The sequence below is a fragment of the Comamonas sp. genome (assembly GCF_036666375.1).
Lineage (GTDB): Bacteria > Pseudomonadota > Gammaproteobacteria > Burkholderiales > Burkholderiaceae_C > Comamonas.
Window position 1 is genome coordinate 1 of the sequence record NZ_JAVWWA010000073.1, and the last position, 19032, is coordinate 19032.

Below are 19032 nucleotides of genomic sequence, written 5' to 3' on the forward strand. Positions count from 1 at the left end.
TCGCCGCCGCCGGCATCGGCCCAGCGCGAGCCGCGCTGAAATCCCGGTATGCCCATGCGCTCGGGAAAATGCTCGTGCGAATGCCAGTCCTCGAACTCTGCGCGCCATTCCGGGGCCATGTCCCACCACATCGCGATTGCGGCCTTGCCAAGTAGCGCCATGATGATTCCTGCCTTTGCCGCGCGTCACTTCGCCGCGCGCAGGCGGGCGAGTTCGGCATTGACCTGCTGCATCACCGGCTCGCCGACTTCCTTGCTGAACTTGTCGACCACGGGCTGCACTTTCTGGCGCAGGCGCGCGACTTCCGCGGCGCTGACTTCGTTGACCTGCATGGATTTCTTCAGACCGTCGATGGCTTCGGCCTCCTTGATCTGCGAGATCCGGCGCTCCTCGGCCTTGGCTTCGTTCGCGGCCTCGGTGATGATCCGGCGTTCGGTGGCCGACATGCCGTCCCAGGTCTTCTTGCTCATCAGCAGCGGCATGCCGGTGTAGATGTGCCGCGTCAGCGACAGGTATTTCTGCACTTCCGCGAACTTCGCCGACTCGATCACGCCCACCGGGTTGTCCTGGCCGTCAATGGCCTTGGACTCGAGCGCGCCATAGACTTCGCCGAAGGTCATGGGCACGGGGTTGGCGCCCAGCGTGTTGAACATGTCGAGATAGATGGGCGCGGCAATCACGCGCACCTTGAGGCCTTGCAGGTCTTCGACCCTGGCAATCGGGCGCTTGCTGTTGGTCATGTTGCGAAAGCCCAGGTCCCAGATGCCCAGGCCCACGAGGCCGAACCGGGAAAGACCGTCAAGCAGCTGCGTGCCGACCGGCCCGTCGGAGACGGCATAGGCTTCCTGGGCGTTGTTGAACAGGAAGGGAAAGTCAAACACCATGAACTGCTTGTCCATGCCCGCGAGCAGGCCGGTGGCCATGGAGGTGAAGTCCAGTGTGCCGCCGCGCACCGCCGACAGGTTCTGCGGGTCGCCGCCGAGCACCGCATTCGCGTAGATCGAGACCTTGATCTTGCCGCCGCTTTTCTGCGCGACCAGATCGGAAAACTTCTGCGCGCCCTGGCCCAGCGGGTGGTCCTTGGCCAGGCTGAAGGCGAACTTGAGGTTGCGTTCCTTCACGTCCTGCGCCAGCGCCGCCGGGGCTTGTGCCAGCAGCAGCGCAGCTGCGGCACCGACAAGGGCGCGGCGAATCAGGGAGGGGGTGGTCTTCATGTCTCTACCTTTGCGTTGAAGTGATGGAAAGCGCTGCCATAGTGATTTTCTGGCTATCATATCCAGAAAGTTGAAAGTCATTCAATTTTTCAAAGACGTTCAAATTTTGAACGGTTATGATGGGCGCAACTTTTGTTGTCAAGGAGACATGACATGAGCGGCGCGATGGAGAAATCGTTGGCGATCCTCGAGTACCTCGTGGGCTATCCGGATGGCGTGGCCCTGGTCAAGATCTCTACCGATCTCAACCAGTTGCGCAGCGGTTGCCACCGCACCTTGCACGAGCTGATCGGCTACGGCTATGTGCGTCAGATGCCGCAAAAAGGCGACTACGCGCTGACCACCAAGCTGTCGTCGATGGGCTTGAGCTTTCTGAGCAAGTCGGGCGTGGTCGACATTGCCCAGCCGGTGATTCACCGGCTTGCCCAGGCCACGGGAGAACTCGCCCGCCTGGCCATCGTTGACGGCGAGCGCCTGACTCTTGTGGCCAAGGCCCAGGGCGCGAAGTCGGGCCTGCTCTATGACCCGGACATGGGCATGGACCTGCAGTTGTCGTGCAGTGCGGCCGGCCATGCCTGGCTCATGACCTTGCCCGAAGACCAGGCGATAGCGCTGGTCAGCCGCCAGGGGCTGGGCAGCCCCCGGCAGTTCGGGCCGAACGCGCCGACATCGATCAAGGCGCTGATGAAGCTGCTTGACGGCCACCGCAAGCGCGGCTTTTGCGTGATCCAGGACATGTATGCGGCCGGCATGAGCTCCATGGCCGCGCCGGTGCGCCGCGGCAGCGAGCCGACCACCGGCGTGGTGGTGGTCGCGGGGCCGTCGATGCGGCTGACGCAAAAAGCCATGGCCGGGTTCGGCCCGGCTTTGATGGAGGCCGCGGCCGAGCTGGCCGTGGCCGGCGATGCGTCGCCGCTGCTCAAGTCGGCCAATGTCGGTACCTGGGGCAACCAGATGGAGAGTCGGGGCTGATTGCGGCCACTGGCCCAGGCAGGCGCGCGGCGGCGCTTGCAAGGCCGTGCGCTCGCCGGCCATGCGGCCAGCGAAAACCCTTGGATTGCGGCGTTTTCAGTGGAAATTTATAGATAACGCGTATTTCGTATGAAGATTTTCTCCCGACTTTGATGAGAATAAATTCTCGAACGCAAGCCCGTGCTGCGGAGTCTGCGCAAGGATGAATTCATTAAAATGAGGAGACAAGATATTATGAAAAATGCATTTCCGGTGGCCGCGGTTCTGCTGGGTATTTCCACTTCATTGTTGGCGCAAGGCAGTGGTTTGAAAATATCGGGTGAAATGGACGCGGGTATTCAGAATTACAAGAGCGCCAATGGCAGTTCCATGAATCGCCTGCAAAGCGGGGCATTTGGTGCCACGCGCATGATCTTTTCCGGTAACGAGGATCTGGGCGACGGAATGCAGGCCAGCTTCATGCTGGAGATGGCGCCGGCGCTCGATACCGGCGCGACCAGCCGCTTCGGTTTCTTCAACCGCAACGCCTGGGTCGGCCTGTCGGGCCGCCAATGGGGTGAAGTGCGGCTGGGCCGTTACCTGACCGGCACCGCCAACTTGCTGTGCCAGGTAGACCTTCACTGGTGCGCCAGCGGCTTCAACGGCACGGGCATCATGTACAACGGCGATCTGTCCACCGTGGGGCGCTGGATTTCGGGCAGCCCGGGGCGCGGCGGCAACAACAACGACGGCATTTCTGTGTTCTCGGGCGGCACGGCCGCGGCGGGAACGGCCGAGTCCAACCGCAAGAACAATTCGCTGCAGTACACGACGCCGCGCGTCAATGGCTTTCAGGGCAAGCTCATGTATTCGCTGGGCGAAGCCGGCAAGAACCCGGTCAATGGCTCGGGCGATCACGTCGACCTGACGCTGAGCTATGCCAGCAAGAACTGGTTTGTCGGCATAGGTTATGCCCAGGTCCGGCCCGACCCGCTGTGGAACGCCAAGGGCAGTCTCACCAGCGTGGGCGGCACCTATGATTTCGGCCAGCTCAAGCTGGGCGCGATCTACCAGCATGAAACGGCATCCGGCGTCTCGGCACGCTGGAGCCGGGCCCAGGCCTGGGCCCTGACCGCGGCCTACCGCAGCGGCGCTTTCGAGCCCTATGTCAAGGTCGGCCAGCACCGTACCAATGGCACGGGCGCCTACGGCATCGTCGACGGCACGGATGCGACGGTGGTCAACCTGGGCACGCTGTATCGCCTGTCCAAGCGCACCGCCCTGTATGCCGACTTCGTCACCGATCTCAAGGGCAGCGACGGCAATCCCGCGGTCTATCGGAACGACGCGCGCGGCATCTCGCTGGGCCTGCGCCACAACTTCTGAGACCTGCCGCCCGCGCGTGTCGGCAGGGCCTCCAGGCCAAGGCCGCCTGCGCGGCGGCATTCCCTTGCGGAGAACATCATGCACAAAAGAACCGTCTTGCGCGCCGCCGCGGCCGCAGTCCTGCTGGTCAGCGCCAGCAGCTGGGCCCAGGAGGCCTATCCCGCACGCGCCGTCACCATGGTCGTGCCGTTTGCCCCCGGGGGCGGCGTGGACCTCATGGCGCGCTACATCAGCAAGAAACTCGAAGCCCGGCTGGGCCAGCCGGTGATTGTGGAGAACCGCGCCGGCGCCGGCGCCTCGATAGGCAGCGCCCATGTGGCGCGCGCCCGCGCCGACGGCTACACGCTGCTGTTCACCAGCGTCGCCCATGCGATCAATCCCGGCTTCTATCCCCGCCTGCCGTTCGATACCGTCAAGGATTTCGCCCCGGTCGCAACGGTGGCCACGGCCCCCAATGGCATTGCCGCGCGCGCCGACGCGCCGTTCAATACGCTGGCGGAAATGATGGCCTATGCAAGAGCCCATCCCGACCAGCTCAGCTACGGTGCGATCAGCGGCTCGACCACGATGTACCTGGGCATGGCGATGTTCGTCAAGGAAGCCAGGCTGCCTATTCGCTACATTCCCTACGCGGGCACGCCGGCTTCGGTGCAGGCCGCGGTGGCGGGCGAAGTGGACATGGTCTCCAGCGGCTATGCCTCGGCGGACGCGTTTGCGAAAACCGGACGGCTCAAAATGCTGGCCGTGACCACGGCCCAGCCCAGCGCGCTGGCGCCGGGCGTGGCCACCATTGCACAGGCGGGGCAGCTGCCCGGCTTTGAAGTGCTCAACTGGATGGGCGTGCTTGCGCCTGCACAGGCGCCCGCGCCTGTCGTGCAGCGGCTCAACCGCGAGATCAAGGCGATTCTCGAAGAGCCTGAATCGGAGCAGTTCTTCCTGGCGCAGAAGAACGACCGTTTCTACAGCACGCCCGAAGCCTTCCAGAAGCTCATCGTCAGCGACATCCAGCGCTACACCAAGGTCATACAGGAAACAGGAGCGGCGCAGAAATGAACCACACCGTCGTGCGCAAGCGCATAGGCATGATCGTGCCTTCGCTCAACACCATTGGCGAGGACGATTTCCGCCGTTTCTGCCCCGAGGATGTGGCCTACCATGTGCACCGCATCCGGCTGCGCAAGGAAGGCGGCGTGGTCACGCCCGAAAGCCTGCTGCGTGCCTACCTCGAAGCCATCGAGGAGGCAAGCTATCTCAAGGACTTCGGCCCCGATGTGATCAGCTTCAACTGCACGGGAGCCAGCGTGGCCTACGGGCCCGCGGGCGATGCGCAGCTGGCCGAACGCATGCAGCAGGCGCTGGGCGTGGCTTCGTCCAACACCATGCTGGCCATCAAGCGCGCGCTGGCCCATGTCGGGGCACGCCGCATCGTGCATGTCTGCCCGTTTGCCGACAGGTTCTCCAGCGGCGAGAAGGCGGCGCTCGAGGCCGCGGGCCTGGAGGTGATCAAGTCCGTGGGCCTGAACTTCGTCGATGCGCGCGAAGCCGCGCGCATGGACCCGCAGACGCTGACCGCGCATGCGCTGGCCCATGCCGAACCCGGCATGCAGGCGCTGCTGCTGTCCTGCGCCAATGTGCGCGCGTTCGAGGCGGTGGAACCACTGGAGCGCGAACTGGGCGTGCCGGTGGTGACCAGCAATCAGGCCGTTCTCTGGGACGCGCTGCAGCAGATAGGCTGGAGCGGCCGGGTGGAGGGCGCAGGCACATTGCTGCGATAACAAGGCTGCTGGGAAGCGGCGAGTGGCGCGCTGACGCGACATTCTTCAGGGCCACGATGTGGCCCTTTTTTTGCGTCCGGCAGGCTGTTCAGCAAAAATTGATGGAAGCTGGAATTTTTTAATTAGTCTGCTTTACACCCGTCCCCTAAGATTCAAACAGCTGAATAACAAAGGAGACGGTAATGGATAAAGTGCTTTTTGCCGGCACGGCGGTCACGCGTGAAAATTCCATTGGATCGCTATATAAGCTGGTGCACGATCAGCAATGGGAGAAAGTAAGAGATATTCCTGATAATGCCGCCGTGCAGGCGATTGTTCCCCATCCTGAATATGAGAATGTGATTTTCGCTGCAACGCGAAAAGGCATTTATAAATCCACCGACAAGGGCACTACCTGGCGCGATGTGGGCGCGGCCGACGCGAAGTTCCAGTTCTGGTCGATCGAAGTCGATCCACGCGACCCCGACCACCTGTTTGCGGGCACGGCGCCGATCAGCGTTTTCGAGAGCCATGACTGCGGCGAAACCTGGCGCGAATGCGAAGTCCACCATCCCGAGCGCTTCAACATCCGCTTTGGTGCCTCGCGCGTGATGCGGCTGGCCTTCCATCCCACCGACGCCAACGTGCTTTACGGCATTGCCGAAATCAACGGCTTCATGGTCAGCACTGATGCCGGCAGGAGCTGGCATGCGCGCACCGCGGGCATTCTGGCGCTGTCCGAGCTGCCCCATCTCAAGAGCAGGATTGAAACCGACGACGACGCCGAAGGCATGTTCGATGCCCATGCGGTCACGACCACGCCGGCCTCACCCGATGCGGTGTTCTACCTGTGCCGGCTCGGCGTGTTCGAGAGCCGCGACCAGGGTGCGGTGTTCGAGGACCTCAAGGTCGGCAAGTTCGCGCCGTTCAGCTACTGCCGCGACCTGCGCATCGTCGCCGGCCAGCCCGAGAAGATGTATGCCTGTTTCAGCATTGCCTCGCGCAGCAACGCGGGTGCGGTCTATACCAGCGACGACCTGGGGCGTCACTGGCGGCGGGCCGATGCACAGGTCACGCCCCAGAGCACCATCATGGGCATCAATGTGCACCACGCGGACGGCGGGGGGGTGATTTCCGTGACCCGCGGCGGCCAGGTGTTCTACAGCTTCGACGGCGCTGCCAGCTGGTTCGAGGCCCAGTTGCCTGCGGATGCCGGCGACGCGTTCTGCGTGGCAATGATTTGATCTTGTGGAGCATAGGATGCGTCTGAACAGTATTATTCGGGCCCTGGAATCCGGGCCAGGCATTGCCTTCACCTCGTTCATGCAGGCCGAGGTCGAGAACGCCGTCAATTTCGCGCAGTCAAGCAACGACGGCCTGGTGTTCGAGATGGAGCACAACCCCTGGGATATCAACGCGCTGCGCGTGTCCATGCAGTTTCTGCTGCTGCGCGAGCAGATCGTGCGGGCCGGCTCGGTGGCCAACCCCATGTCGCCGCTGGTGCGCATTCCCGCCAACGGCAGCGAAAGAAATGAATGGTTTGCCAAGCAGGCGCTGGACCTGGGCGCCTACGGCATTCTCTGGCCGCGCATCAGCAACAGCGAGCAGGCCTACAACGCGGTGGCGGCCTGCCGCTATCCGCGCCTGCCGGAACGCAGCCACTACGAGCCCGCAGGCCTGCGCGGCGACGCGCCCATGGCCGCCGCGCGCTACTGGGGCCTGCCGCAGCAGGAGTACTACAAGCGCGCCGATGTCTGGCCGCTGGTGCCCGAAGGCGAGATTCTTGTGGGCCTGATGATCGAGGACACCGAAGGCGTGAACAACGTCGAGAAGATCCTCAAGGAAGTGCCGGGCATAGGCTTCATCCTGATCGGCGAAGGCGATCTGAGCCAGGAACTGGGCTGCCCGCGCGAGTATGACAACCCCGAGCTGCTGCGCATGATGGGCCAGGTGCTCGAAGTCGGCAAGGCGCATGGCGTGGCCGTGGGCCACCCGCACATGACGCGCGAGAACGCGCGTCAGATCATCGACCAGGGCTACCGTTTCCTGATGAGCTATCCGCGGCGCGACTTCTCGGCGCTGGAGACCGGCCGCAAGATTTTCCAGGAGCTCTGAATGGCATCGCTCAAGACCGTTCTGGGCCCGCACGCCCAGCTGGCCGGGGTGCGCGCGCAGACCGAGATACTGCCCGGCGTGGCGCTGGAATTCATCGACGTCAAGCGCATGCCCGACGCCTACCGCGAGATGGCGCGCAGCCAGCCCTACGACATATGCGAGATGGCGCCCACCATGTACCTCATGGCGCTGGAGCGCGGCGCGCAGATCACGGCGCTGCCGATTCCCATGACTCGGCGCTTTCGCCATTCGGGGCTGAAGAAGCGCAAGGGCCTGGCGCTGGCCACCCCCCGGCAGCTCGAAGGCATGAAAGTCGGCGTGCGCAACTATTCGGTGACGGCTGCCGTGTGGACGCGCGGCGTCTATGCAGACGACTACGGGCTGGACCTGAACCGCGTCACCTGGATCACCGAAGAAGCCGAGAACCTCGACGACCTGGTGCTGCCGGCCAACGTGCAGCGGCTTGCGCCCGGGCGCAGGATTTCCGACGCCCTGGCCAGCGGCGAGATCGACGTGGCCTTCGATGGCCTGGCGGGCGCGGGCGATGCGCAGGTGGAGATGGAAGAGGTGGTGGCCGATGCGGCCGCAGCCGAGCAGCGCTGGTTCGAGCGCACCGGCATCTATCCCATTCACGGTGTGATCGTGCTGCGCAACGAGGTGTTGACCGCGCATCCGGGCATTGCCCGGGCGCTGTTCGAGCAGTTCGTGCAGGCCAAGAAAACCTATCTCGCGCAACTCGCCGAGATCGCCGAGCCTTCGGGCGACGACAAGCGCTATCTGCGGCTGGCCCGGTATGTCGGCGATCCGCTGCCATACGGCTTTGCCGAAAACGCGGCTTCGCTGCAGGCACTGGTGCGCTATGCCCGGGAGCAGCAGCTGGTGCGCGGTTCCGCGCAGGCCGAGAACCTGTTCATAGACCCCCGCACTGCGCCCCTGGGCCAGCTGGCGCAATGGAAGTGACTCCCATGGAAAAGACAACGCTCAGTGTCATGCTGGGCAGCTACCCCAAGACGGCGGCGCTCAAGAACGCGCAGATTGCCTCGGAGCGCGTGGCGCTTGAGATCGCTCCCGTGGACACGGCGCAAAAAGCCTTCAAGAACGTGGTGCGCGCCCACCGCTTCGATGTCGCCGAGCTGGCCATCGTGACCTATCTGCTGGCCGTGGACGCCGGCCACCGCTACCTGCTGCTGCCGTTCGTGATGAACGGCAACTTCCACCACAAGAGCATCTATGCGCGCGCCGACGACGCCTTCGGGCCCGATCAGCTCAAGGGCAAGCGCGTGGCCATGCGTTCCTTCTCGCAGACCACGCCGACCTGGGTGCGCGGCATTCTGTGTGACGAATACGGCCTGCAGATGTCCGATGTGCAGTGGTGGAGCCAGGAAGGCGCGCATGTGGCCGAGTACCAGGATCCGCCCTGGGTGCAGGCGCTCGACAAGGCCACCGGCCTCGAGCAGGCGCTGCTTAGCGGCCAGGTCGACGCCATCATTGCGGGCGGTGCGCTCGAGCACGGGGACCGGCTGCGCCATGTGATTGACCAGCCGCTGGCCGCCGCCCAGGCCTGGAGCGCGCGCAGCGGCGTGATCCCCATCAACCACATGGTGGCCGTCAAGGCCGAGCTGGTCGAGCGCCATCCCGAGGCCGTTGCCGAGGTCTATCGCATGCTGGTGGAAAGCCGGCGTGCCGCGGGTGAAATACCGGCCGCGGGCGAGCGCGATCTGCAGCCGTTTGGCTTCGATGCGCTCGAGCTGTCGCTGCGCAAGGTGATCGACTATGCGTTTGACCAGCAGATGATACGCCGTCGCTTCACGACCGATGAGCTGTATGGCGATGTGCGCAAGTTTTTGAAATAGAGAGGACCCCATGCCCGGAATCGTTTCTTCCATTGCCTATGTGCGCCTGGGCGCGCCCGATCTCGACGTGCAGGAAAAATTCCTGCAGGAGTTCGGTCTGCTGACCGTGCAGCGCGACGCCGACCGCCTGTACATGCGCGGCCTGGGCCCGCGCCCGTTCATCCATGTCACCGAGCGTGCAGAGTCGGGCGTGATTGCCGTCGGCTACGACGTGCATCCCGACGTGCCCATCGAGTCGCTGCAGCAGCGCTTTGGCGTCCAGGTCGAGGCCATCGACGAGCCCGGCGGCGGCAAGCGGCTGTGCCTGCGCGACCCCAACGGCATGCGCGTGGAGCTCGTGCAGGGCCGCGAGGTGGCGCCCGAACTCGCGCGCCGCAACCCGCTGCGCGGCGCCGAAAGCGTGAGCCAGGACCACGGCCCGGCGCGCATTGAGCAGCTGGCGCACACCGCCTATATGACCACGCGTCTGCAGGAGACGCTCGACTGGTACCAGGGAAACTTCGGCTTTCTGGCCACCGACGAGCTGTTCATCGAGAAGAAAGGCAATACGCTGGGCCGCTTCGTGCGCGTCGACATGGGCGACGAGCCGGTGTTCCACCATGTGCTGTTCATCATGCGCGGCGAAAAGGACGGCCTGCACCATGCGTCGTTTGAAGTCGAGCGCGTCGACGAGATCTTCATCGGCGGCGACCACCTGCACGGCCTGCGCTACGACCATGTGCGCGGCATTGGCCGCCATGCGCTGGGCAGCCAGATCTTCGACTACTGGATGTCGCCGTTCGAGGTCATGCACGAGCACTGGTCGTCCAACGAGAAGATGAACGTGCACAGCCGCTTCAACGAGATCCAGATCGGCCCCGGCATGTCGCACGACAGCGGCGAGCGCCCGCCCGAGCGCTTCGTCAAGCAGGCCTCGCCGATCCTGCAGAAATAAACCATTCAGGACAGTTTCCATGATCATCGATTGCCACGGTCACTTCACGACCGTTCCCCCCGCGCTGCACGCCTGGCGCAAACAACAGCTCGAAGGCCAGGGCCTTTCGGGCCGGCCGCTGGAGATTTCCGACGACGAACTGCGCGCCTGCCTGGAGGACAAGCAGCTGCGCCTGCAGCGCGAGCGCGGGCTGGACCTCACGCTGTTCTCGCCCATCGCGGGCCAGATGGGCCACCACCTGGGCACGCCCGAACAAAGCGTGGAGTGGTCGGAGCTGGCCAACAACCTGATCCACCGCGTCTGCGGTCTCTATCCGCGCAACTTCGTCGGCGTCTGCCAGCTGCCCCAGTCGGCAAGCGCCGCCGATTTCGGCATCGCGGCCAGCGTGGTGGAGCTGGAGCGCTGCGTCAACGAACTGGGATTCGTGGCCTGCAATCTCAACCCCGATCCCTCGGGCGGTTTCTGGCAGGCGCCGGCGCTGACCGACAGGCGCTACTACCCGCTGTACGAAAAGATGGTCGAGCTTGACGTGCCCGCGATGGTGCATGTGAGCGGCTCGTGCAATCCCTGCCACCACCATGTGGGCGCGCACTACCTCAACGGCGACACCTCGGCGTTCATGCAGTTCCTGCTTGCGCCGCAGCTGTTCCAGGATTTTCCTGGGCTGCGCTTCGTGATTCCGCATGGCGGCGGCGCCGTGCCCTATCACTGGGGAAGGTATCGCGGCCTGGCCCAGGACCTGGGCTTCGAGAAGCTCAAGGGCGGGGTGCTCGACAACGTCTTCTTCGACACCTGCGTCTACCACCAGGACGGCGTGGATCTGCTGACCAAGGTCGTGCCCACGGAAAACATCCTGTTCGGCTCCGAGATGGTGGGCGCCGTCAAGGGCATGGACCCCGAGACCGGCCAGTACTACGACGACACGAAACGCTATGTGCAGGCCACGCCCCATCTGAGCGAAGCCCAGCGCCACGCCGTTTTCGCGGGCAATGTGCTGCGCGTCTATCCGCGCCTGGCGCGCCATCTCAACGCTGTCTGATTTCAAAGGAGCATCCCATGGATCTGGGTATCAAGGGCCGCAAGGCGGTCGTCTGCGCATCGTCACAAGGGCTGGGCCTGGCCTGCGCCACATCGCTGGCGCGCGAAGGCTGCGAGGTCTGGATCAACGGCCGCACCGAGGCCAAGCTGATCGAAGCCGCGGCGCAGATCGAGGCGCTGACGGGACATCGCCCGCAGGTCATCGTGGCCGACATCACGCAGGAGCAGGGCCGCGCCGCAATTGTGGCGGCCTGCCCCGAGGCCGACATCCTGGTCAACAACAATGCCGGCCCCGAGCCGGGCAAGATCGCCGACTGGTCCGAGCAGGACTGGCGCGACGCCGTCGAAGGCAACATGCTCGCGCCCATCATGCTGATCAAGTCCTATGTGCCGGGCATGCGCGCGCGTAAGTTCGGGCGCGTGATCAACATCACCTCGGCAATGGTGAAGTCGCCCAGCGCCACCATGGGCCTGTCGGCCGCGGTGCGCGCCGGCCTCACGGCGCTGAGCAAGTCGGTGCAAAAGGATTCGGTGGTCGACAACGTGACCATCAACAACCTGCTGCCCGAGCGCTTCGATACCGACCGCCAGCGCTTCATGGCCGAGCGCATGTCGCAGCGCGAAAGCATCACCGTTGACGAGGCGCGCCAACGGATTGCCAACACCATTGCGGCCAAGCGCTTTGGCAAGCCGCAGGAATTCGGCGATGCCTGCGCCTATCTCTGCAGCGCCCAGGCCAGCTTCATTTCGGGCCAAAACATGCAACTCGACGGCGGCTCGTATGCCGGCCTGGTCTAAGGAGAACTCAGCATGAAACTCATCAGTTTCGAGAAGGCCGGCAAGGCCTCGTTTGGCGCGGTGGTGGGCGAGCGCATTGTCGACCTGGGGCGGCATTTCGAAGGGCGTTTCGCGACGCTGCGCGATCTGCTGACGGCCGGGCTGGGCGAGATCGGCGACATCTCGCGTTATCCAACCGATTGCGCGCTGGCCGATGTCAAGCTGCTCAAGCCGGTGACCAACCCGGAACACATCTGGTGTCTGGCGGTCAACTATGCGGACCACCACAAGGAAGTCGAGTCCGCGGGCCGCGCCCAGGACCTGCCCAAGTACCCGGCGGTGTTTGCGCGTTTCAACGACAGCTTTGCCGCCCAGGACGAGGGGCTGTGGCACCCCGAAGTGAGCGAGCAGTTCGATTACGAGGGCGAGCTGGCGGTGGTGATAGGGCGGGGCGGCTACCGCATTGCGGCGGCCGATGCGTTTGCGCATATCGCGGGCTATACCATCCTCAACGACGGCAGCGTGCGCGACTGGCAGTTCCATACGCGCCAGATCACGCCGGGCAAGAACTTCTATCGCAGCGGCGCGATCGGCCCGTGGATCGTGACGGCGGATGAAATTCCCGACCCCTATGCGCTGCGCATCGAGACCCGGCTCAATGGCCAGGTGCTGCAGTCGGACCCGGCCGGCCTGATGCTGCACAAGATTGCGGGCTTCATCGAGTATGTGTCGACCATCGCACCGCTGCAGCCCGGCGACATCCTGGCCACGGGCACGCCCAGCGGCGTAGGGTTTTCCCGCAATCCACCGGTCTGGATGAAGCCCGGCGATGTCTGCGAGGTATCCATCGATAAAATAGGCACCCTGCGCAACCAGATAGTGAACCCGCAGTCTTGATGCCGGCATTTTGATTTTCAAGGGGCCGCGCGTTGCGGCCGACCCCTCATGAGTAATGTTCCGAATATTTGGCAGCTCCGGGTTTTTGACTGCGTTGCACAACATGAGAATGTCACCAAGGCGGCTCAGGAATTGCTGCGCACCCAGCCGGCAATTACAACCAGCATCCTGGGATTGGAAAAAATACTTGGGGCGACATTATTCGAGCGCAACAAGACCGGCATTTACCTGACCGAAGTGGGCGTGGCCGCCCATATTCGCATCAAAAGCATTCTGGCCGCGCTGCAGGAGGCCATGGCGCTGCTGGGCGAGCGCAGCATCAGCCCGCTGGTGCTGGGCTCGCGCATCTCGCGCTCGCAGATGCATGCGCTGCTCGCCATCCATGAATGCCACTCGTTTCGCGCCGCGGCGGCCAAGCTGGGCATCACCGATGCCTCGCTGCAGCGCGCGGCGCGCACGCTGGAAGCCAATCTCGGCTGCGTGCTCTACCGCTACACGGCCGCGGGAATCAAGACCACGGAACTCGGCGATGAACTCGCGGCGCGTCTCAAGCACCTGGAAGCGCAGATCACGGCGCTGGTCGAGGCCGTCGCGGTGTTTGTCTACCCGCGCAGCAAGAACATCCGCGTGGGGGTGATGCTGCTGGACCCGTCCATGCTGCTGGTCAACGCCATCAAGGAAACGCGCAGCCGCCACCCCGATGTGCGCATCACGGTGATCAGCGGCGTCTACGAGCAGCTGGTCAACAAGCTGCTGCGCGAGGAGATCGATTTCATCGTGGGACTGCTCAAGAAGCAGGAGCATGAGCTGAACCTGCGCCAGCAGCCGCTGTATGCCGAGTCGTACTGCATCGTTGCGCGGCGCGGCCATCCGCTGAGCCACCAGGCCGCCGTCAGCGTCGAGGACCTGCAGCAGTATTCCTGGATCATTCCGCCCGCGGGCTCGCCGCGCCGCAATGCCTACGAGCACGTGTTCATCGAGACCACCATGCCGCCCGCGCTGATTGAAACCTATTCGCTCTCGACCATGCGCATCATGCTGGCGGACTCCGACATGCTGACCATTCTGAGCTGGGTGGAAGTGCTCAGTGAACGCCATTTCGGTATTTTGACGCCCTTGCCATTTCATATTCAATGCGATGGACCCATGGTGGGTATAAGCACCGTGCAGGGTAAGCAGCTCAATGAAGCCCAGCAGTATTTCATTGATGCCTTCAAGAATAATTCGGCATGCCTGGGCGGGAATTGAATGACGTTTTTTATGAATGCTGCTGAATATCTTATGGAAGGCTGAACCCGCTTCTGGGTAGCATATTCCTACTTGATTTAAATGCGCAAGAAAGTAGGGATATATGGTTATTGTGGATGCCCAGGTTCATCCATGGTCTGACGGAGAATCCACCGGCCACCACCGGCGCGCTCCCATAGACAACGGGGTTTTGCTGCAGGAGATGGCCGCCGCCGGCGTCGACAAGGTGGTGCTGGTGCCGCCGCTGTGGGATCCGAACGGCAATGCCTATGCGCTGTCGATGGCGCGCCAGGCACCCGAGCGCTTCTCGGTCATGGGGCTCATCGACCCGGCCGCGCCGGACGCCGCCGCGCGCCTGCGCCATTGGCATGACGCGCCGGGCATGCGCGGCGTGCGCTTTCTGCTCAATACGCCAGAACGCCTGCAGCCGCTGCTTGACGGCCGCTGCGACGCGCTGTGGCCGATCGCGCAGGAGCAGGGCATCACCGTGGCGATGCTCGCGCCCGGGCAGCTGGGCGCGGTCAAGGCCATTGCACAGAAATACCCCCGGCTCAAGCTGATCGTCGATCATCTGGCCGTGCCGCGCGCGGCCGTGGGCCCGCGCGCGCTGCAGCACTGGCCCGAACTGCTGGCGCTGGCCGCGCTGCCCAACATCCACGTCAAGGCCGTGGGCGTGGGCGACTATGCGCTGGATCCCTATCCGTTTGTCTCGCTGGAAAAGCCGCTGGCGCAGGTGTTTGACGCGTTTGGCGCCGAGCGCGTCATCTGGGGCAGCGACCTGAGCCGGCTGCACCATCCCTATGTGCATTGCGTGCAGCATTTTCGCCAGCACCTGCCATTCCTGGACCCGGACGCGCTGGCCCTGGTGATGGGACAGAACATCCTGCGACTGCTTGACTGGAAATGAGCACCACCGCGCGGCGCGAGTCCGCTTTTGAGGAACTGCTGGCCCTGGCGCCGTTTCGCCGGCTGCTGGCGGTGCGCGTTTGCTGGACGCTGGGCATACAGATGCTGCTGATGGCCATTGCCTGGCATGCCTATGAAATCGAAGGCGACGCCTGGGCGCTGGCGCTGATAGGCCTGTGCCAGTTCGTTCCGGTGCTGTTGTTTGCCTTGCCCGCGGGCTATATCGTCGACCGCTATCCGCGCTCACGCGTGATTGCGGCCAGCCTGGCGCTGCATGCGCTGACGGCGCTGGCGCTGGTGCTGATGGCCGCGACGCAGACGCTCACCACGCCCGCGCTGTATGCCGCCAGCGTCGTGCTGGGCGTGGCGCGTGCGCTGTTCCTGCCGGCGCTGCAGTCCATCGTGCCCGGTCTGGTGCCGGCTTCCATGCTGTCGCGCGCCATGGCGTCGGTGTCCACGGCTTCGCAGCTGAGCGTGATGCTGGGCCCGGCGCTGGCGGGGTTTCTGATCGTGCAGGGCGTGGTCTGGGCCTATGGCTTGTCGATCGCGCTGTTCGCGCTGGCCCTGGCGCTGCCCGTGGGCCGGCAGCTGCGATCGCAGGCTGCGGCGCCGCGCAAGATCAGCCTCGAGACGCTGTTTGCGGGCTGCGTCTATATCCGCCGCCAGCCCATTGTTCTCGGGGCGATTTCGCTGGACATGTTTGCCGTGCTGTTTGGCGGAGCGGTGGCGCTGCTGCCGCTGTACGTGAAGGACATCCTGGGCGGCAGCCCCGCGGACCTGGGGCTGCTGCGCGCGGCACCGGCCTGCGGCGCGGTGCTGGCGGCCGTGGCGCTGCTGGCGCAGCCGATACGCCGGCACGTGGGCCGCAAGCTGCTGCTGGCCGTGGGTCTGTTTGGCCTGACGGCCGTGGTGTTCGGGCTGTCGCGCAGCTTCTGGCTGTCGGCACTGGCGCTGGCCGTCGGCGGCAGCGCCGACATGGTCAGCGTGGTGATACGCCAGACGCTGGTGCAGCTGGAAACGCCCGACGCCATGCGCGGGCGCGTGAGCGCTGTGAACTCGGTGTTTGTGGGCGCCAGCAACCAGCTCGGCGAATTCCAGGTGGGCGCGGCCGCGGCCCTGCTCGGGCCTGTGACCGCAGTGGTGGCCGGAGGCCTGGTCACCGCGCTGCTGCCACTGCTGTGGTGGCAGCTCTTTCCCGCGCTGGCACGCCGCGACGCGATGGAATCCCATGATGCCTACCGGCCCCCGGGCAGGCAGGCAAACACAAATGCTTCGCTCTGAAGCCCGTCAATAAAATACCAAGGAGACAAACCATGCAACACGCTTTTTCCCGCCGCCGTTTCAACGCCTGGCTCACCATGACCGGAGTCGGCGCGGCCCTTGCCGCGCCCGGCGCGCGTGCCGCCAGCGAAAAAATTCCCATGGTGCGCGTCGTGACCGGTGTGCCCGCGGGCTCGATGGTCGACAACATCACGCGCCGCGTGGCCGAAGTGATCAAGACCGACTATGCGCTCAACTCCATGGTGGAGAACAAGACCGGCGCCGGCGGCATCCTGGCGCTGGGCTACCTCAAGAGCCAGCCCAGGGATGGCAGCAGCCTTTATGTGGGCGTGTCGTCGCCGCTGACCGTCTACCCAGTGACCTACAAGAAGCTGCCCTACGACGCAGACAAGGACCTGGTGCCTGTCGGCAGCCTGGGCACGTTTGATCTGGCGCTGGCCGTGGGGCCCATGGTGCCGGCGTCAGTCACCGACCTCAAGGGCTACTTCGAGTGGTGCAAGAAAAACCCCGAGAAGGCCAGCTTTGGCTCGCCCGGCGCGGGCTCGATGCTGCATTTCATGGGCGCCATGGCCGCGCGCTCGGCCGGCGCGGAGCTCAGCCATGTGGCCTATCGCGGCCCGGGCCCGGCGGTGATCGATCTGCAGGGCGGCGTGGTTTCAGCGGTGGTGGTGCCCCTGGTCGATGTCGCGGAGTTCGCGTCCCAGGGCAGGGTACGCATTCTGGGCACCACGGGCGAGGAGCGCAGCCGCTTCGTGCCGCAGGTGGCGACGTTCAAGGAGCAGGGCTTTGGCGAGTATGCCAAAAGCGTCTGGATCGCGGTGTTCGCGCCCGCGGGCACGCCGGAAGCGACAGTCGAGGCCTTGCGCAGCAATCTGAAGTCGGCGCTTGCCAAGCCCGACGTGCAGTCCACGCTGGGTCGTCAGCTGCAGAAGGCGCAGTGGGGCGGACCCGAGGCCTTGACGCGCGCGATACAGCAGGAGCGCGCCAGCTGGAAAAAGGCCGTCGAGGCGCTGAACTTCACGCCGGAGTCCTGAAGCACGCGCCTGGCCGGCCGCGCCTCGCCGGCCGCCCCTATGCTCGCAGTCGCAGCGCCTGGGCCGCCGCGACCCCGCTGCGCACCGCGCCTTCGAGCGTCGCGGGGTAGGGTCCAGCCACATAGTCGCCGCAGGCCAGCAGCCCGCGCGCGAGCACCTGGCCCGGGCGCTGCACGCCGGGGGTGCAGGCAAAGGTCGCGCGCTTGTCGATCACCGTGGTCAGCGGCTGCATGCCGTGCCAGCCGAGTTCGCGCGCGGCCTGGGCCAGGACCTGGGCCTGGGTGTCGGCACGCGACGCCAGGCTGGCGCTGACGACAAAAGCCATCAGCCCCGCGGGCCCGCCAAGGTGGCCGCGGTCGAACACGAACTGTGCCGGGGCGTCGGCCTGCGGGCGCAGCGCCAGCAACGGCAGTGCGGCGGGCAGGCGCTGAGCGGCCTGCGCCGTGCGCGCGTAGACCGTGGCGATCGCCGTGTGCGAGAGGCTTGCGGCGCTGGCCGCCCATGCGCCCAGGCTGTGCGTCTGGCCGGCCAGGCGCGCGGCTTCGCTGCTGGTCGTGGCCAGCAGCACGGCGCCAAAGCGTTCGCCGTCGACGCGCCAGGCCTCGCCCTCTGCCTGCAGCGCTTCGACGCGCGCTCCCAGCCGCAGGTCATGGCCGCGCGCCTGCAACCATTCGGCCGTGGTCGAGGGAAACAGCCGGCCCAGATCGCAGGTGGGCAGCAGGAAATGCGAGCCGCCGCGGCCGCTGAACAGCGCGTCGCGCAGCACGCGCAGAAACACCGCGCCGCTGGAGATTTCGGGAGGGGTGTTGAGCGCAGAAATGCACAGCGGCTCGATGAACTCTGCCATCAGTTTCGCCGGCAGCCCGGCGCAAAGATCGGCAACGCTGGCCTGGTCGGCGCAATGAAAGCCCTGCAGCCGCCAGCGCGCGGCGCGCGCCAGCAAGGCCTGCTTCTCGCGCCAGCGCCAGCCGCGCGCGCCCAGAATGCCGGCCAGCGCATCGAATGGCGGCGCCCAGTCGGGAAACGCCAGGCCCGTGCCGTCGGCGTAGCGCAGCGTCATCGGCAGGCGCAGCAGCGCGCGCTCGATCTCCACGCCTACCGTGCGCATCAACGCCAGGCAGTCGCCGTAGGCGCCGATCAGGATATGCTGGCCGTTGTCCAGCGTCAGCGGCCCTTCCGGTGTGTCGAGCGTGAGTGCGCGCGCGCGTCCGCCCCATTGGCGCGCGGATTCAAAGACCGTGACCTGACGGTTTGCCTGGGCCAGCGTCACCGCCGCGGCCATGCCTGCCCAGCCGCCGCCGATGACGGCGACGCGCGCGCTCACATGCGCCCCAGGGCCTGCATCTTCCACGCCAGCCAGAGCTTGCGCAGCGGCGTGAGCTTGATGCGCTGGTGCAGCACCTTGAAATCTTCGTGCTCGATCTCGCGCAGCAGCGTGCGGTAGATGCTGGCCATCATCAGGCCGGGCTTTTGCGTGCGCCGGTCGGCTTCGGGCAGCATTGTCAGCGCTTCGTCGTAGAGGCGATGGGCGCGCTCGGCCTGAAAGCGCATCAGCGCGGTGAAGCGCTCGGAGTACTGGCGCTTGAGAATCTCGTGCGCCTTCACATCGAACTGCTGCAGCTCGCTCACCGGCAGGTAGATGCG

Annotated in this window: 19 protein-coding genes; 16 read left to right on the plus strand and 3 right to left on the minus strand. The window is 65.1% G+C overall.

What is annotated here, in order from left to right; genetic code table 11:
- Positions 1-185: 185 nt before the first annotated feature.
- Positions 186-1214, minus strand: coding sequence for a TRAP transporter substrate-binding protein (locus RR928_RS16680; RefSeq protein WP_332683400.1), 1029 nt, complete (start codon positions 1212-1214; stop codon positions 186-188).
- Between the two features lie 153 nt (positions 1215-1367).
- Here RR928_RS16680 and RR928_RS16685 point away from each other — a divergent pair, with 153 nt between their 5' ends.
- The 16 genes from RR928_RS16685 to RR928_RS16760 all read left to right on the plus strand — a co-directional run bounded on the left by RR928_RS16685 (position 1368) and on the right by RR928_RS16760 (position 17388).
- Positions 1368-2186, plus strand: coding sequence for an IclR family transcriptional regulator (locus tag RR928_RS16685; RefSeq protein ID WP_332538534.1), 819 nt, complete (start codon positions 1368-1370; stop codon positions 2184-2186).
- Positions 2187-2420: 234 nt separating this feature from the next.
- Positions 2421-3551, plus strand: coding sequence for a porin (locus tag RR928_RS16690; RefSeq protein WP_332538535.1), 1131 nt, complete (start codon positions 2421-2423; stop codon positions 3549-3551).
- Between the two features lie 78 nt (positions 3552-3629).
- Positions 3630-4604, plus strand: a complete 975-nt coding sequence (locus RR928_RS16695; protein ID WP_332549401.1) for a tripartite tricarboxylate transporter substrate binding protein — start codon at positions 3630-3632, stop codon at positions 4602-4604.
- Positions 4601-5326, plus strand: a complete 726-nt coding sequence (locus RR928_RS16700; protein WP_332538537.1) for a maleate cis-trans isomerase family protein — start codon at positions 4601-4603, stop codon at positions 5324-5326. Before RR928_RS16695 ends, RR928_RS16700 begins: the two co-directional genes overlap by 4 nt.
- A 182-nt stretch (positions 5327-5508) precedes the next feature.
- Positions 5509-6549 carry a WD40/YVTN/BNR-like repeat-containing protein gene (locus tag RR928_RS16705; protein ID WP_332538538.1) on the plus strand — a complete coding sequence of 347 codons (1041 nt, stop codon included), beginning with the start codon at positions 5509-5511 and terminating at the stop codon, positions 6547-6549.
- A 16-nt stretch (positions 6550-6565) separates the two neighbouring features.
- Complete coding sequence (locus tag RR928_RS16710) at positions 6566-7420, plus strand: HpcH/HpaI aldolase family protein (RefSeq protein WP_332538539.1); 855 nt, start codon at positions 6566-6568, stop codon at positions 7418-7420.
- Complete coding sequence (locus RR928_RS16715; RefSeq protein WP_332538540.1) at positions 7421-8380, plus strand: ABC transporter substrate-binding protein; 960 nt, start codon at positions 7421-7423, stop codon at positions 8378-8380.
- Positions 8381-8385: 5 nt separating this feature from the next.
- Entirely contained in the window at positions 8386-9273 is an 888-nt protein-coding gene (locus RR928_RS16720) for a hypothetical protein (RefSeq protein WP_332538541.1), read from the plus strand.
- Positions 9274-9283: 10 nt separating this feature from the next.
- On the plus strand, positions 9284-10207 hold the full coding sequence (locus tag RR928_RS16725) for a VOC family protein (protein ID WP_332538542.1): 924 nt from the start codon (positions 9284-9286) through the stop codon (positions 10205-10207).
- Positions 10208-10226: 19 nt separating this feature from the next.
- Positions 10227-11246, plus strand: a complete 1020-nt coding sequence (locus RR928_RS16730) for an amidohydrolase family protein (RefSeq protein WP_332538543.1) — start codon at positions 10227-10229, stop codon at positions 11244-11246.
- Positions 11247-11263: 17 nt separating this feature from the next.
- Complete coding sequence (locus tag RR928_RS16735) at positions 11264-12043, plus strand: SDR family oxidoreductase (protein WP_332538544.1); 780 nt, start codon at positions 11264-11266, stop codon at positions 12041-12043.
- Positions 12044-12055: 12 nt separating this feature from the next.
- On the plus strand, positions 12056-12919 hold the full coding sequence (locus RR928_RS16740) for a fumarylacetoacetate hydrolase family protein (RefSeq protein ID WP_332538545.1): 864 nt from the start codon (positions 12056-12058) through the stop codon (positions 12917-12919).
- Positions 12920-12967: 48 nt separating this feature from the next.
- Positions 12968-14167: a LysR family transcriptional regulator gene (locus RR928_RS16745; RefSeq protein WP_332538546.1), complete on the plus strand. Its 1200-nt coding sequence runs from the start codon at positions 12968-12970 to the stop codon at positions 14165-14167.
- A 103-nt stretch (positions 14168-14270) separates the two neighbouring features.
- On the plus strand, positions 14271-15074 hold the full coding sequence (locus RR928_RS16750; RefSeq protein WP_332538547.1) for an amidohydrolase family protein: 804 nt from the start codon (positions 14271-14273) through the stop codon (positions 15072-15074).
- On the plus strand, positions 15071-16354 hold the full coding sequence (locus RR928_RS16755; protein WP_332538548.1) for an MFS transporter: 1284 nt from the start codon (positions 15071-15073) through the stop codon (positions 16352-16354). The genes RR928_RS16750 and RR928_RS16755 overlap by 4 nt, the downstream gene beginning before the upstream one ends.
- Before the next feature lie 32 nt (positions 16355-16386).
- Entirely contained in the window at positions 16387-17388 is a 1002-nt protein-coding gene (locus RR928_RS16760) for a tripartite tricarboxylate transporter substrate-binding protein (RefSeq protein ID WP_332538549.1), read from the plus strand.
- A 37-nt stretch (positions 17389-17425) separates the two neighbouring features.
- Here RR928_RS16760 and hpnE read toward each other — a convergent pair whose 3' ends face one another.
- Together hpnE and RR928_RS16770 are read right to left on the minus strand one after the other, a co-directional pair.
- The gene (gene hpnE / locus RR928_RS16765; protein WP_442881922.1) at positions 17426-18670 is read right to left on the minus strand and encodes a hydroxysqualene dehydroxylase HpnE; all 1245 of its coding nucleotides are present in this window, start codon (positions 18668-18670) and stop codon (positions 17426-17428) included.
- A 38-nt stretch (positions 18671-18708) separates the two neighbouring features.
- Positions 18709-19032, minus strand: a 324-nt coding sequence (locus RR928_RS16770) for a squalene/phytoene synthase family protein (protein ID WP_332683408.1), incomplete at its 5' end; no start/stop codon positions are given.

Excerpts from the sequence above, each read along its gene's own strand:
- hpnE (WP_442881922.1), bottom strand. The coding sequence starts at position 18,670 with ATGGCCGCGGCGGTGACGCTGGCCCAGGCAAACCGTCAGGTCACGGTC.
- RR928_RS16700 (WP_332538537.1), top strand. The coding sequence starts at position 4,601 with ATGAACCACACCGTCGTGCGCAAGCGCATAGGCATGATCGTGCCTTCG.
- RR928_RS16730 (WP_332538543.1), top strand. The coding sequence starts at position 10,227 with ATGATCATCGATTGCCACGGTCACTTCACGACCGTTCCCCCCGCGCTG.
- RR928_RS16735 (WP_332538544.1), top strand. The coding sequence starts at position 11,264 with ATGGATCTGGGTATCAAGGGCCGCAAGGCGGTCGTCTGCGCATCGTCA.
- RR928_RS16760 (WP_332538549.1), top strand. The coding sequence starts at position 16,387 with ATGCAACACGCTTTTTCCCGCCGCCGTTTCAACGCCTGGCTCACCATG.
- RR928_RS16695 (WP_332549401.1), top strand. The coding sequence starts at position 3,630 with ATGCACAAAAGAACCGTCTTGCGCGCCGCCGCGGCCGCAGTCCTGCTG.
- RR928_RS16745 (WP_332538546.1), top strand. The coding sequence starts at position 12,968 with ATGAGTAATGTTCCGAATATTTGGCAGCTCCGGGTTTTTGACTGCGTT.
- RR928_RS16710 (WP_332538539.1), top strand. The coding sequence starts at position 6,566 with ATGCGTCTGAACAGTATTATTCGGGCCCTGGAATCCGGGCCAGGCATT.
- RR928_RS16725 (WP_332538542.1), top strand. The coding sequence starts at position 9,284 with ATGCCCGGAATCGTTTCTTCCATTGCCTATGTGCGCCTGGGCGCGCCC.
- RR928_RS16690 (WP_332538535.1), top strand. The coding sequence starts at position 2,421 with ATGAAAAATGCATTTCCGGTGGCCGCGGTTCTGCTGGGTATTTCCACT.
- RR928_RS16740 (WP_332538545.1), top strand. The coding sequence starts at position 12,056 with ATGAAACTCATCAGTTTCGAGAAGGCCGGCAAGGCCTCGTTTGGCGCG.
- RR928_RS16715 (WP_332538540.1), top strand. The coding sequence starts at position 7,421 with ATGGCATCGCTCAAGACCGTTCTGGGCCCGCACGCCCAGCTGGCCGGG.
- RR928_RS16720 (WP_332538541.1), top strand. The coding sequence starts at position 8,386 with ATGGAAAAGACAACGCTCAGTGTCATGCTGGGCAGCTACCCCAAGACG.
- RR928_RS16680 (WP_332683400.1), bottom strand. The coding sequence starts at position 1,214 with ATGAAGACCACCCCCTCCCTGATTCGCCGCGCCCTTGTCGGTGCCGCA.
- RR928_RS16750 (WP_332538547.1), top strand. The coding sequence starts at position 14,271 with ATGGTTATTGTGGATGCCCAGGTTCATCCATGGTCTGACGGAGAATCC.
- RR928_RS16685 (WP_332538534.1), top strand. The coding sequence starts at position 1,368 with ATGAGCGGCGCGATGGAGAAATCGTTGGCGATCCTCGAGTACCTCGTG.
- RR928_RS16755 (WP_332538548.1), top strand. The coding sequence starts at position 15,071 with ATGAGCACCACCGCGCGGCGCGAGTCCGCTTTTGAGGAACTGCTGGCC.
- RR928_RS16705 (WP_332538538.1), top strand. The coding sequence starts at position 5,509 with ATGGATAAAGTGCTTTTTGCCGGCACGGCGGTCACGCGTGAAAATTCC.